Origin of the sequence: Mesorhizobium sp. M2A.F.Ca.ET.037.01.1.1, assembly GCF_003998075.1 — a bacterium.
Lineage (GTDB): Bacteria > Pseudomonadota > Alphaproteobacteria > Rhizobiales > Rhizobiaceae > Mesorhizobium.
In genome coordinates, this window is record NZ_RZSA01000056.1 from 1 (window position 1) to 12,838 (window position 12,838).

Consider the following 12,838-nt stretch of genomic DNA (forward strand, 5'->3'; position numbering starts at 1 on the left):
GGGTCGGCGGGGGCGCCGCGGGTTCCGGCTGGCTGACCCCGCCGATCGACGAGGCGACGCTGGCGATCAGACCGCCCAGGTCCGAAGCGGGCAGGCGGTTTTTCGCGACATAGGCCGAAACGATGTGAGCGGTGAGCTCGAGCAGATCGACTTCCTTGGCTGTGCTGGTGTCTTCGTCCACGTAGTCCCTCCATTTCCTACCGCAAGGCCGCGAAACCGATCCGGCTTTCGCGGTGTGTAATCTCAAAGCGCTGCCAGCGTTGTTGGCGAATTCGAAAGCCGCAGGGGCCGCAGGCCGGCGAATTCCTAGTCGGCAAATCTGCGCGACGCAACGTTTGTCGCATCAATACACGCTGTTTTGAACAATTATACTGAAATGTAACTATATCAGACGATCAGCGCCTTGTCGCACCATAGACGAAATCCACCCTCGAAAGCGCGAGTGTTGTCGCCGCGCCGGGATTTTTCAGGCAATTCATCGAGCTTGTCGACATTGCCGCCGCCGATCACGACATAGTCCGGCTGCAAGGCGGCCCGAAGCCTGCCCACGACGTCGAAAACGTATTTGCGCCACTTCTTCTTCCCGTGCTTCACCAGGCCGCGCTCGCCGACATAATCCTCGAAAGTCGCGCCCTTCTTGTAAGGCAGATGGGCAAGCTCCATCGGCTGGCCGACATTCCTGATGATCATGGCGGCGCCCAGGCCCGTGCCGAGGCCGAGGAACAGCATGCGGCCTCCGTCATAGCTGCCGATCGCCTGCATCAAGGCGTCGTTGACGAGTTTCACCGGCTTGCCGAAGGAGGCGGTGAAATCATAGCCGTCCCAGCCCTTGCCGAGATTGAAGGGATCGAGCGAGGGCTTGTTGTCCCTTACAGGGCCGGGAAAGCCCATCGAGATCAAGTCGTAGGTCAGGCCCTCCGCCAGTTTCCCGACCGAAGCGACGACCTGGTCGGGGGTCAGGCTCGGGCCGGACGGAAAGCGGCGCATCTCGCCGCCGGCGCTGGTGAGGATCTTCACATGCGAGCCGCCGACATCGATGCTGAGCACGATCGGATCGCTGCCCTTCGCGGCGGTCTTTGCTGCCTTCGCCATCTCCCTCCTCCCCGGAAATTATCTGGTCGGATTGATCCAGCCATCGGGCGGGCCGAAACCTTTCATGGCATCGGCCGGCCCCCAGGTCTTGGGCGCATAGATCGCCGGCGGCGTTGTGTCGCCGAGCACCGGGCCGACGATGCGCCAGGCAAGCTCGGCGGCGTCCTGGCGCGTGAACAGCTGGCCATTGCCGTTCATGGCGTCGCCGATCAGCCTTTCGTAAGGCGGCATGTCGCCCTTGGAGTCGTCGAGCGCGGTGAGCTCCACCTGCTCGCCGATCATGTCGTCGCCGGCCCTCTTGCGCTGCGCGCCGATCGAGATCGCCACCTGCGGGTCGATGCGGAAGCGCACGTAATTGGCGTCGTCCGGCTTGATCGGATCGAAGACGTCGAGCGGCGGCCGCTTCAGCCGCACGATCACCTCGGTGGCGTGCACCGGCATGTTCTTGCCGGCGCGGATGAAGAAGGGCACGTCGCGCCAGCGCCAGGTGTCGACGAAGAAGCGCACCGCGGCGAAGGTCTCGACCGGCGAGTTGGGCCTGACGCCCGGCTCGGCCAGATAGCCGTCGAACTGGCCGCGCACGACGTCGTCCCTGGTCAGCGTGCGGATCGCGCGCAGCACCTGCACCTTCTCGTCGATCAGGTCGTCGGCCGAGCGGCCGACCGGCGGCTCCATGGCGAGCAGAAGCAGGATGTTGAGCAAATGGTTCTCGATCACGTCGCGGATGCAGCCGACATCGTCATAGAATTTGCCGCGGCCCTCGATGCCGAAATCCTCGGCCATGGTGATCTGCACGCTCTCGACGAAGTTGCGGTTCCAGATCGGCTCGAGGAAGGAGTTGGCGAAGCGGAAATAGAGCAGGTTCTGGATCGCCTCCTTGCCAAGATAGTGGTCGATGCGGAAGATCGACTGCTCGTCGAACACCAGATGCAGCACCCGGTTCAGCCAGCGCGCCGACTGCAGATCGTGGCCGAAGGGTTTTTCGATCATCAGCCGCGCGCCGCGCGCGGTGCCGGACTGCTCCAACCCCTGCACGACGGTCTCGAACATCGTCGGCGGCACGGCCATATAGTGCAGCGGGTGTTGCGCCGGACCCAGCGCCGTCCTCAGCTTCTCGAAGGTGGCGCCGTCGCGGTAGTCGCCGCTGACATAGCGCAGCTGCGAGGCGAGCTTGGCAAAGACCATGTCGTCGATGCCGCCCAGCGCGGTGACGATGCCGTCGCGGGCGCGGTCGACCAGCTTGGGCAGCTCCCAAGGGTCGAAGGCAACGCCGATCACCGGCTCGGCCAACGTTCCCTTGGCGACCATCTGGTAGAGCGCCGGGAATATTTTCTTGTGCGCAAGGTCGCCGGTCGCTCCGAAAAGCACCAGCGTGTCGGACCTCTCCTGGCTCATGCCGTCTCTCCCCTCACGCGCCGGTCTTGGGCTTTTCGACATGGCCGCCGAAGGCATAGCGCATGGCGGACAGGAGCTTGTCGGCGAATTGCGATTCGCCTTGCGAGGAGAAGCGGTCGAACAGCGCCGAGGACAGAACCGGGGCCGGGACGCCGGTGTCGATCGCCGCCTTCAGCGTCCAGCGTCCCTCGCCGGAGTCGGAGACGCGACCGCCGAACTGGGCGAGCGCCGGATCGCTCTTCAGCGCGCCGGCGGTGAGATCGAGCAGCCAGGAACCGATGACGCTGCCATGCCGCCAGACTTCGGCGACCTGGGGCAGGTCGATATCGAACTGGTAGTACTGCGGGTTTTCGAGCGGGCTCGTCTCTGCATCGGCGGTGCGCTGCCTTTTGCCGGCATTGGCCGATTTCAGGATGTTCATGCCCTCGGCATAGGCGGCCATGACGCCATATTCGATGCCGTTATGCACCATCTTGACGAAGTGGCCGGCGCCGCTGGGGCCGCAATGCAGATAGCCGAAAGCCGCCGTTCCATCGGCCTTCGAAGGATTGGCGCCCGCGTCGGCGCCCGGCGCCAGCGTGGCGAAGACCGAATCGAGATGCTTCACCGCGTCGTCCGGGCCGCCGATCATCAGGCAGTAGCCGCGTTCAAGGCCCCAGACGCCGCCGCTGGTGCCGACATCGACGAAGTTGATGCCCTTCACCGCCAGCTTTGCCGCTAGGTCGACGGCATCGTGGTAGTAGGAATTGCCGCCATCGATGATGATGTCGCCCGGCTCCATCAGCGCCGCCACCTGGTCGACGATCCTGCCGGTGATCGCGGCCGGAAGCATCAGCCAGGCGCAGCGCGGCTTGGCGAGCTTGCCGACGAACTCTTCCAGCGAGGCGGCGCCCACGGCGCCGTCCTTGACCATGCCGGCGACGCTTGCCGAATTGATATCGTAGACGACGCATTCATGGCCGTCGCGCATCAGACGCCGCACCATATTGGCGCCCATCCTGCCCAGCCCCATCATTCCGATCTGCATGGTTTCATCCCGATTGCTTGAGGAAAGAAGAATTCACTGGCCGTTTGGTTGGTCGATCGCGACGGTGAAGTCGACATTCTCCCAACGCATCGCTTCCGGCCAGAAAAAAGTGAAGACGATGGTGGTTCCCGGTTGCAGGCGGTTAACGGGCAAATCCACCAGATGGATGCCGAACGCATTTTCGACCGTCCTGCTGTCCTGCACCGTCAGCCATTTGTCGCTGCTCCAATGGACGACGCCAGGCGCCGACAATTCGACGCGCAACAGCTTGCCGGCGGGGATGGAGCGGATCTTGTTGTTGAAGCGCCATGTCCGCAGCGGCGAGACCGTCTTGCCCTTGATGTAGCGTTCGACGCCCTGCGGCGGCAGGTCGAAGACGGCGCCGTCGCGCAGCGAGCGCAATAGCTTGATGTGCTCGGCATGCGCCCAGACCAGCGGCATGGCGCTACCGGACGGCTTGCCCAGCCACAGCTCGCGGTCAGGCATGTCGGGGCGATCCCAGACCTGTTCGGGCAGAAGGCCGCCCACGCCCGCCGAGCGTTCGAAACTCTCCAGCAACTGCGCCGCCTTGTCCTTGCGGCCGGCGGCCAGCTCGTAATGGGCGCGCTCGCCGGCAAGCAACGGCCATGGCCGTCCCTGGCCGGTGCCGTCGAAGGGCGCGCCGTCCTCATGCTCGCCATAGCCGTCGCCGCTATAGCGGTACCAGAGCGGCCCTTGCGGCAGGTCGCAGCGCAGCTCGGCGTCGATCGCCTTGACGGTGTTCAGGATGCGCGGGTCGTCCGCGGCTCTGAGGCCGAAACGCACCAGCGCCAAAGCGTCCGGGCTGATGATGGCTTCCGCCGGCTCGTCGGTATCGGCCGGCGGCCGGTTCTTGATCGGCACGAAGCCGTCCTTCGGCGAGGCGGCGCCGCCATCGTCGGGCGGGGCGATGCGGACATAGTAGCCTTCGACACCCGCTTTGGCGCCCGCCTCCGTGCCGGTCACATAGGTCCAGCGCTCGATCTGGTCGTTCCAGCAATCGGCGGTCTGGCGCAGATAGTTTGCCGGCTCATTTTTTCCGCAGGCATCGAGCATGTCGGCGGCGGCGAGCAGCCCCGCTATCTCGACAGCCAGGGTGAACGGGCTGTAGCCGGCATCCTCCTCCCAGCGGTCCTCGCCGGTGACCGGGCCGTTGCGCACGACATAGGCGGCCGCATTCTCGATCATGGCCAGGAAGTCGGCGAGTTTCGGCTTCGGCAGATGGCCGGCGCGGCGCAGAGCGTCGGCGAGCAGCAGCGGAAAGGCGCATTCGTCCATCTGGATGCCCGGCCAATAGGCGGTGCCGTCGGACCAGACATTCTGCGGCCAGTGGCCGTCCGGTTGCTGGATCGAGCGCAGATAGGCGAGGATCTGCAGCGCCTGCCTGCCGTCGCTGGCGGCAAGGAAGCCGCCCGCCGTCTCGACCAGGTCGCGCGGCCAGATGAGGTGGTAGCCGCCGAGGTCGTCGTCGCCCTTGTTAAAGCCCCAGGGGATCGACAGGCTGGCGACGGCGGCGCCGGGCCTGGCGATCGACAGATGTGTCGCCAGCACCGCCGTGCTGGCGCGATAGGTGTTCAAACCGGAGGCGCCGTCACGGTCGAGTTTTTCCAACCTTGCCTGGAATGTCCGCCAATTGTCGACATAGGTTTCCGCGGCCGGCTCGAAACCCTGTTTCAGGCTCGCAAGCGCAAGGTCGGCGGCTTCCTCCGGCGAAGCGCCGAAGCCGAGCGCCAGCAGCGCAACCGTCTTGCCGGCCGAAAAGCCGATCTCGCCGGTGAGCGCGACATTGCCGTCTTCCGCCGTATGACAGGAAGGATCGAGCGCGCAGCTGTCGTGCAGTTGCCGCCAGCCGTCGGAAAAGCCGACATAGCCGGCCGAGCAGGCGCCCCAGGGCAAGGATGAAGCAAGCGCCAGCGAGACGCCGCGACCGGTGGCGAACAGAAGACGCTCCCCCTTATGCTCGCCGATCCAGGCGGTGTTGCCCATGCCGGCATTGACGAGATGCGGCGCGAGCAGCGCGTAGACGCGATAGTCGGCGGCCTGGCCCTTGATCGCGGTCAAACTTGTTTCCTGGAGCAGGACAGGTCGTTTCGAATCCGTAACGATTCGCTTCTCGATTTTGTACGCGCCGTCGGATGCGGTGTTGGTCAGTCGGTAGCCAGGCACCCCGTCCTCGAACGGTTCGACGGCATGGGCCGCATCGCGCTTCTCTTCGGAAAAATAGCCGTCCGGACCGGTGACGATCAGCCCCAGGTCGCGCGTGCAGGCGCTTTCGAGGCGCGGATAGTAAATCTCATTCAGGATGCCGTGACTGGTGGTGAACCAGAGCGGGCTCCTTGCCGAAAGGGCGGTGCCGACGCCGCTCTTGGCGCTTGATGTCCAGCGCGCCGGAATCCCGGGCGCGCCTTTGGCAACGGTCGGCGTTACTGCCATCCAAACCTCTCTTCTGCCGCGTTCCTAGACCATCAGCGGGAGGCTTTTCAATCGTCGCACCGCAAGTTGATCGGTTGCCCATCAAGCTTTGCCGTTGACAGCTTGCAGTTCCTCGAAATTTGTCTGACAATAGATAAAAAACAGGCGCTACACGTCACGGCCATTCGTCAAGATCAGCAACCTCGGGAGGAACCGACATGAAGAAACTGCTCGTATTGAGTGCGTTCGCGGCGATGCTCGCCTCGGGCACCGCGCTTGCCGACACCAGCGGCAAGAAGATCGCCTTTTCCAACAATTACGCCGGCAATTCGTGGCGCCAGGCGATGCTCGACAGCTACGGCATCGTCACCAAGAAGGCGGTCGAGGACAAGTTCGTCGCCGCGGCGGATGTCTTCACCACCGCCGACAAGGAGGTGCCGACCCAGGCGGCGCAGGTGCAGAACCTGATCCTGCAGGGCTATGACGCCATCGTCATCAACGCTGCCTCGCCCGACGCGCTGAACGGCGCCATCAAGCAGGCCTGCGATGCCAACATCGTCGTCGTCTCCTTTGACGGCATCGTGACCGAGCCTTGCGCCTATCGGGTCGTCGTCGACTTCAAGGACATGGGCAAGCAGGAAGTCGAGCAGATGGCCAAGTTCCAGCCCAAGGGCGGCAATCTGCTGGAAATCCGCGGTCTGGCCGGCACCTCGATCGACGACGCCATCCATGCAGGCATCCTCGAGGGCGTAGCCGCTCATCCCGAGTTCAAGATCGTCGGCTCCGTGACCGGCGACTGGGACCAGACGACGGCGCAGAAAGCGGTGGCGACCATCCTGCCTTCGCTCCCCGACGTCGTCGGCATCGTCGACCAGGGTGGCGACGGCTATGGCGCGGCGCAAGCCTTCGCAGCCGCCAACAAGCCGCGCCCGACCATCATCATGGGCAACCGCCAGGACGAGCTAAAGTGGTGGAAGGAGCAGAAGGAGAAGGACGGCTACAAGACCTGGTCGGCCTCGATCGCGCCCGGCGTGTCGACGCTGGCCTTCTGGGTGGCGCAGCAGGTGCTCGACGGACGCAAGGACATTCCGCACGACCTCCTGGTGCCCTATCTCGCTTTCACCCAGGATGATTTCGAGGCCGCGCTGCCGAAGATCAAGGAAGGCGGCGTCGCCACGCACGAATACACGCAGGAAGAGGCTATCGCGGCGATCAAGGCCAACATCAAGTAACAGCGGTGGGTGCATTGCCGTCCGCATCGCCAGCCGGGTATCGTTGAGCATGCTCAAGGCAAACACCGACATTGTCAGGCTGAACGGCGCCGAAAAGCATTTCGGCGCCGTTCGGGCTCTTAACGGCGTCGACTTCCATGTCGGCGCCGGCGAATGCGTCGGGCTGGTCGGGCATAACGGCGCCGGCAAGTCGACGCTCATGCATATGGTGGCCGGCACGCTGCGGCCGGATGGCGGACAGATCGCGGTGCGCGGCGACGAAGAGGCCAGCTATTCCGTGGCGCGCGCGCTGGAACTCGGCATCCGCTGCGTGTTCCAGGAACTGTCGCTCTGCCCCAACCTCAGCATCGCCGAGAACACGCGTATCAATCATCCCTCGCTCGCCGGTTTCGGCTGGCGGCGCAGGGCGGCCGATCTCATCCGCGCCAAGCTCGACGAGATTTTCCCGGATCATGGCATTTCGGCGGACGACATTGCCGGCGACCTCTCGATCGGAAGGCGGCAGATGGTCGAGGTGGCGCGCGCCTTCACGCTGACCCGCGAGCCGCTGCATCTGGTCATCCTCGACGAACCGACCTCGTCGCTCGACGCGCACACCGCAGGCCAGTTGCTTTCCTTCGTTCGCCGCTTCGTCGAGCAGGGCGGCAGCTGCATCCTGATCTCGCATGTGCTGGGCGAGGTGCTGCAGAACGCCGACCGCATCGTGGTGATGCGCGACGGCAAGGTGGTCGCGGCCGATGCCGCCGATGCCTTCGACCGCGACAAGCTCGTCGCCGCCATGGGTGGCGCCGAAGGGCATCAGAAGGCCGCCGCCGAGGTCCGCAAGACCGAGCCTGGCGCGCTCAAGGTGCGGGCGCGCCCGGCGAGGCAGCAGGACGGCAAGGAGCTTGTCGCCCGGGCCGGCGAGATCATCGGCCTCGCCGGGCTTGCCGGCCATGGCCAGACCGACCTTTTGCTGGCGATCTTCTCGGCGGCCGCCCGCGCCAGGACTGGCATCGAGGTGACGGCGCCCGTGGCGCTGGTCGCGGGCGACCGCCAATCGGACGGCATCTTTTCGCAATGGTCGATCGCGCAGAATATCGGCATCCGCTCGCTGGCCAAGCTGCGCAACGGCCTGCTGATCTCGCCGCAGCGCGAGGCGGAGCTCGCCGAATTCTGGAAGAAGAAGATCGGCATCCGCACGCCGGACATGAACAACAACATCTATTCGCTGTCGGGCGGCAACCAGCAGAAGGCGCTGTTTGCCCGCGCGCTCGGCTCCGACGCCGAGATCGTGCTGATGGACGACCCGATGCGCGGCGTCGATATCGGCACCAAGCTGGAAGTCTACGACCTCGTGCGCGAGGAAGCCGCCAAGGGCCGCACCTTCCTCTGGTACACGACCGAGACCGAAGAGCTCGACAATTGCGACCATGTCTATGTCTTCAAGAACGGTCGCATCGTCGCCAATCTCGGCCGCGACGAGCTGACGGAGGAGAAGATCATCCAGTCCTCGTTCGGCGATGCGGCCTGACATGACCGCGATCGCTCCCGGCACGACCCCAAGATCCTCGCCACGCGGCAGCGCCGCCAGGGCGCGCCTGCTGCGCGGCCTTTTGCCGGCCTTGTCGCTGGCGCTGGTGCTGATGGCGATCGCCTGGCTCAACCCGCGCGCCATCAGCTATTTCGGCTTCAACCTGATGCTTAATCTGGCGATCCCGATCGCGCTGGCGACGATCGCGCAGATGTTCGTCATTGCCGGCAACGAGCTGGATCTCTCGATTGGCACATTCGTCGGTTTCGTCGGCTGCGTCACCGCGACCTGGCTGCGGGACGCGCCGCTCATCGGCATTGTCGTGCTGCTCGGCTCGATCGGCGTTTATGCCTTGCTCGGCGCGCTCATTTACCTGCGCAATCTGCCGTCGATCGTGGTGACGCTCGGCATGAGCTTCGTCTGGCAGGGGCTTGCCATCCTCGTCCTGCCCAAGCCCGGCGGCAAGGCGCCGGACTGGCTGCTTTCGATCATGTCCTTCAAGCCACCTTATATCCCGTTCCCGATCCTCGCCGCGCTGATCATCGCCGCAGTCGTGCATTTCGGCCTGATGCGCACCTCCTATGGTGTCATCCTGCGCGGCTCCGGCGGCAATGCCGCGGCGCTGAGGCGCGCCGGCTGGTCGCTGCTCAAGACAAAGATCGTGCTGTTCGCGCTGACCGGCGTGTTCGGCGTTCTGTCGGGCATGGCGCTGATCGGCATCACTACGTCGGCCGACGCCAATATCGGCAATGGCTACACGCTGCTCTCGATCGCCGGCGTCATCCTCGGCGGCGGCGAGTTCGTGGGCGGCCGCGTGTCGCCGATCGGGGCGGTGCTCGGCGCTTTGACGCTGGCGCTCGCGGCCTCGCCGCTTTTGACCTTCATGCACATCCCGCCCGACTGGCAGGTCGCCGCCAATGGCGCGATCCTGATCATCGTGCTGGCGGCGCGCGTGCTGATCAGCCGCAGGGAGCGGTAGCGATGACCTCGGTGCGGATGCTGCTTGAAAAACCCTGGATCTGGTCCTTCGCCGGCGCGCTCGTCGTCTGGCTGGCGACCGTCGCCTTCACCGGCGGCTATGGCGCCGGCGGCATGGTCACGGCGGCGCTGTCGCTCGCCGTGTTCACCGTCATCGTCGGCGTCGGCCAGATGTTCGTCATCACGCTGGGACCCGGCAATGTCGACCTGTCGCTGCCGGCCAATATCGGCCTGGCCAGCGCGGTCGCCATGAAGGTGATGGGCGGCAGCGATTCGATGATCGTCGTCGGGCTGCTTGCCGCACTTGCCTGCGGGGCGGCGATCGGTGTCATCAACTATCTCTTGATCTGGGCGCTGCGCATCCCGCCGATCATCGCGACGCTGTCAGCGAGCTTCATCATCCAGTCGGTCGACATCAGCTACGGCCGCGGCCTGCAGATCAAGCCGCCGCCGGGCTTCGCCGACTTCACAAATTGGCAGGTGCTGGGCATACCCGTGCTGGCGATGCTGACTGTGCTGTTCACGATCGGCGCCGCACTTGCGCTGCAGCGCATGATCTACGGCCGCTCGGTGCTGGCGATCGGCCAGAACATCCGCGCCGCCTGGTTGGCCGGCGTCCATGTCGGCCGCATCCGCTTCCTCACCTACACGCTGTGCGGGGCGCTGGGCGGCATCGACGGGGCGCTGCTCGCCGGTTACTTCCGCGGCGCCAATGTCGATATCGGCAACGAATACCTGCTCGCCTCGATCGCGGTCGTCGTCATCGGCGGCACCTCGGTCGCCGGCGGCAAGGCGAACGTGCCGGGCGTCTGGGGCGCCGGCCTGTTCCTGGTGCTGCTGCTCACCATGCTCAACACATTCGGCGTCAGCGCCGGCGTGCGGCTGGTGCTGACCGGGCTGATCATCGTCGGGGTGATCACCGCGGCCGGCGGCGAGAAGGCCGTGCGGTAACAGCTTCCGCCGGCCATCTCCCGATGAGGCAAGCGGTTCGCGCTATTTCGCTGCCTTTGCCCGCGCGATCGCGTCGACGATCATCTTCTTGGCGTATTTGGAATCGTGCCAGCCCTCGATCTTGACCCATTTGCCGGGCTCGAGATCCTTGTAGTGCTCGAAGAAGTGCTGCACCTGCTGTCGCGTGATTTCCGGCAGATGCGTGTATTCGGTGACGTTCTCGTAGCGCAGCGTCAGCTTGGGCGAGGGGACGGCGATCACCTTCTCGTCCTGGCCGGCATTGTCTTCCATGATCAGCACACCGATCGGCCGCACATTGATGACGCAGCCCGGCACCAGCGCGCGGGTGTTGCAGACCAGAACATCGATCGGGTCGCCGTCGCCCGACAGTGTGTGCGGCACAAAGCCGTAATTGCCGGGATAGCGCATGGAGGTGTGCAGGAAGCGGTCGACGAACAAGGTGCCGGCCTCCTTGTCCATCTCGTATTTGATCGGCTCGCCGCCGATCGGCACCTCGATGATGACGTTGATGTCGTCGGGCGGGTTCTTCCCGATCGGCACGGCTTCGATACGCATGGCTAAATCCCTCTTTCGATTGAAAAGACCGATAGCGGGGGACGCGTCATGGTGCAATGCGGCGATTGGTGCTGAATGCTAATGAAAGCGCACAGTTTGTGATGGGCTGTAACCTAGCCGATGCTAGTCGTTCCAGACGAAAGCGACCTTCTTCAGCGCCTTCTGCTCGAAGACCTCGACGCCTTCGGCGATATCGCGGCCGCCATTGCCGGCATAGAAGGCCAGGGCGTTGTGATTGTCTTCCAGCGCCCACACCACAAGGCCGCGCAGGCCGTGGTCGGCAAGCCTGGCCTTGGCTGCCTTGAACAGGCGGCTGCCCAGCCCGATGCCCTGATATTCGGGCCGCAGATAGAGCTCGTAGATCTCGCCCTGCTGCCTGAGCTCGCGGGCGCGGTTCTTGCCGATCGTCGCATAGCCGGCGACGGTCCCGCCGATCTCGACAACCAGCACGGTGGCGGCGCGGCGAATCGCGTTGGCCCACCAGTCGACGCCGCGGCGGTTGATCATCGAGGTCAGCGTGCGGTGCGGGATGATGCCGGAATAGGCGCCGCGCCAAGCCTGCTGGTGCACCTCGGCGATGGCGCTCGCGTCGCGCGGCTCTGCCTTCCGGATGTCGATGGTCAGCGTGTTCATGATTGGTTAACCATAAACCCGCATCGGGCGATTGCAAAGAGTCCGCCAACACGCCTCGACGCTTTCGCACAGGCGGAAGGTGCATCCGCCGACGAGGCCTAGAGCCGGATGATTTCGGGTCTGTTCGACCTGAAATCTGAATCCGTCTCTAGATCCAAGAGATAGAGCATGATGTCATCCGAAAACCGCTTCACGCTTTTCGGCATCATGCTCTGGTCAGATCTCGACGAGATGATCGTCGAGCTCGTTGGCGTCGCCTTCGGTGACCGGGAAATGCTCGGCGAGCACGGCGCCAACCGTGGCGACAGCTTTGACGAAGCCGTCGGCCAGCCGGTTGTCGCCGGCATGTTTGGTCAGGTCGCGCACAACGCCGTCCCAGACATGCTGGCCGACCTTGGCGTCGATGCCGGAATCGGCAACGACCTCGGCATATCGCTCGGCGATGGAGACGAAGATGAGCACGCCGGTGCGCGCGCTCGTACGGTGGACGTTGCGCGCCAGGAACTGCTTCATCGCGTTGGCGTGCGCGGCCTGATAGCGCAGCCTTCGCGGTACGAAATGAATGCGCAAGGCGGGCAGGAGCCAGAGCAAGGCAAGCGCCGAGGCGAACGCCAGCAGTTGCGCCAGCACGAAATGCGGCAGCCGGATGGTCAGCCACAAGCCCTCCAGCCCGTAGGCGACGGCGAGGCTGGCGATGAACAGGCCGATCGTCGTTGTGAAAGCGGCCGGAAAGAAGTAGCCCTCGCTGGCGCGAGCGACGACACAGTAGATCTCGCCGTCGGTCTTCAATTCGGCCGTGCGGATCGCCTCGGCGATGCGGTCATGGTCCTCGGCGCTGATCGGTCGCGTTGCCATGGTGCCTCACCAGCTTCCCGAAGAGCCGCCGCCGCCGGACGAACCGCCGCCGCCGGAAAATCCGCCGCCGCCCGAGGACCAGCCACCGCCGCCTGACGACCAGCCGCCGCCCCCAGACGACCAGCCGCCCGAGGAAGAACGCCGGTTCTGATCGAA

The 12,838-nt window shown here is 64.8% G+C and carries 12 protein-coding genes; 4 read left to right on the forward strand and 8 right to left on the reverse strand.

Annotation, left to right across the window (positions count from 1 at the left end):
* The 5 genes from EOA27_RS05040 to EOA27_RS05060 all read right to left on the reverse strand — a co-directional run.
* Positions 1-181: MucR family transcriptional regulator (locus tag EOA27_RS05040; protein ID WP_189561961.1), on the reverse strand; the 181-nt coding region annotated here is incomplete at its 3' end.
* Between the two features lie 206 nt (positions 182-387).
* Positions 388-1,092: an ROK family protein gene (locus EOA27_RS05045; protein ID WP_126080507.1), complete on the reverse strand. Its 705-nt coding sequence runs from the start codon at positions 1,090-1,092 to the stop codon at positions 388-390.
* An 18-nt stretch (positions 1,093-1,110) separates the two neighbouring features.
* Positions 1,111-2,487, reverse strand: coding sequence for a glucose-6-phosphate dehydrogenase (zwf, locus tag EOA27_RS05050; RefSeq protein WP_126080508.1), 1,377 nt, complete (start codon positions 2,485-2,487; stop codon positions 1,111-1,113).
* Positions 2,488-2,500: 13 nt separating this feature from the next.
* The gene (gene gnd, locus EOA27_RS05055) at positions 2,501-3,514 is read right to left on the reverse strand and encodes a phosphogluconate dehydrogenase (NAD(+)-dependent, decarboxylating) (RefSeq protein WP_126080509.1); all 1,014 of its coding nucleotides are present in this window, start codon (positions 3,512-3,514) and stop codon (positions 2,501-2,503) included.
* Between the two features lie 33 nt (positions 3,515-3,547).
* On the reverse strand, positions 3,548-5,965 hold the full coding sequence (locus EOA27_RS05060) for a glucan 1,4-alpha-glucosidase (RefSeq protein ID WP_126080510.1): 2,418 nt from the start codon (positions 5,963-5,965) through the stop codon (positions 3,548-3,550).
* Positions 5,966-6,162: 197 nt separating this feature from the next.
* Between EOA27_RS05060 and EOA27_RS05065 the strand changes: the two genes are divergently transcribed.
* The 4 genes from EOA27_RS05065 to EOA27_RS05080 are packed head-to-tail and all read left to right on the forward strand — an operon-like array spanning position 6,163 to position 10,618.
* Entirely contained in the window at positions 6,163-7,176 is a 1,014-nt protein-coding gene (locus EOA27_RS05065) for an ABC transporter substrate-binding protein (RefSeq protein WP_126080511.1), read from the forward strand.
* A gap of 49 nt (positions 7,177-7,225) precedes the next feature.
* Complete coding sequence (locus EOA27_RS05070; protein ID WP_126080512.1) at positions 7,226-8,689, forward strand: sugar ABC transporter ATP-binding protein; 1,464 nt, start codon at positions 7,226-7,228, stop codon at positions 8,687-8,689.
* 1 nt (position 8,690) lies between these two features.
* Positions 8,691-9,668, forward strand: a complete 978-nt coding sequence (locus tag EOA27_RS05075) for an ABC transporter permease (protein ID WP_189343312.1) — start codon at positions 8,691-8,693, stop codon at positions 9,666-9,668.
* Positions 9,669-9,670: 2 nt separating this feature from the next.
* Positions 9,671-10,618, forward strand: a complete 948-nt coding sequence (locus EOA27_RS05080) for an ABC transporter permease (protein WP_126080514.1) — start codon at positions 9,671-9,673, stop codon at positions 10,616-10,618.
* Between the two features lie 42 nt (positions 10,619-10,660).
* On the opposite strand, the gene ppa is transcribed toward EOA27_RS05080, so the two are convergent.
* From ppa to EOA27_RS05095, 3 genes are all read right to left on the reverse strand, one after another.
* On the reverse strand, positions 10,661-11,194 hold the full coding sequence (gene ppa, locus EOA27_RS05085) for an inorganic diphosphatase (RefSeq protein ID WP_126063718.1): 534 nt from the start codon (positions 11,192-11,194) through the stop codon (positions 10,661-10,663).
* Between the two features lie 123 nt (positions 11,195-11,317).
* On the reverse strand, positions 11,318-11,827 hold the full coding sequence (locus EOA27_RS05090; RefSeq protein WP_040991512.1) for a GNAT family N-acetyltransferase: 510 nt from the start codon (positions 11,825-11,827) through the stop codon (positions 11,318-11,320).
* Between the two features lie 216 nt (positions 11,828-12,043).
* The gene (locus EOA27_RS05095) at positions 12,044-12,682 is read right to left on the reverse strand and encodes a TPM domain-containing protein (RefSeq protein WP_126080515.1); all 639 of its coding nucleotides are present in this window, start codon (positions 12,680-12,682) and stop codon (positions 12,044-12,046) included.
* Between the last annotated feature and the right edge of the window lie 156 nt (positions 12,683-12,838).

Coding starts and splice junctions, on each gene's coding strand:
- zwf (WP_126080508.1), bottom strand. CDS start 2,487: ATGAGCCAGGAGAGGTCCGACACGCTGGTGCTTTTCGGAGCGACCGGC.
- EOA27_RS05080 (WP_126080514.1), top strand. CDS start 9,671: ATGACCTCGGTGCGGATGCTGCTTGAAAAACCCTGGATCTGGTCCTTC.
- EOA27_RS05045 (WP_126080507.1), bottom strand. CDS start 1,092: ATGGCGAAGGCAGCAAAGACCGCCGCGAAGGGCAGCGATCCGATCGTG.
- gnd (WP_126080509.1), bottom strand. CDS start 3,514: ATGCAGATCGGAATGATGGGGCTGGGCAGGATGGGCGCCAATATGGTG.
- EOA27_RS05095 (WP_126080515.1), bottom strand. CDS start 12,682: ATGGCAACGCGACCGATCAGCGCCGAGGACCATGACCGCATCGCCGAG.
- EOA27_RS05060 (WP_126080510.1), bottom strand. CDS start 5,965: ATGGCAGTAACGCCGACCGTTGCCAAAGGCGCGCCCGGGATTCCGGCG.
- EOA27_RS05070 (WP_126080512.1), top strand. CDS start 7,226: ATGCTCAAGGCAAACACCGACATTGTCAGGCTGAACGGCGCCGAAAAG.
- ppa (WP_126063718.1), bottom strand. CDS start 11,194: ATGCGTATCGAAGCCGTGCCGATCGGGAAGAACCCGCCCGACGACATC.
- EOA27_RS05090 (WP_040991512.1), bottom strand. CDS start 11,827: ATGAACACGCTGACCATCGACATCCGGAAGGCAGAGCCGCGCGACGCG.
- EOA27_RS05075 (WP_189343312.1), top strand. CDS start 8,691: ATGACCGCGATCGCTCCCGGCACGACCCCAAGATCCTCGCCACGCGGC.
- EOA27_RS05065 (WP_126080511.1), top strand. CDS start 6,163: ATGAAGAAACTGCTCGTATTGAGTGCGTTCGCGGCGATGCTCGCCTCG.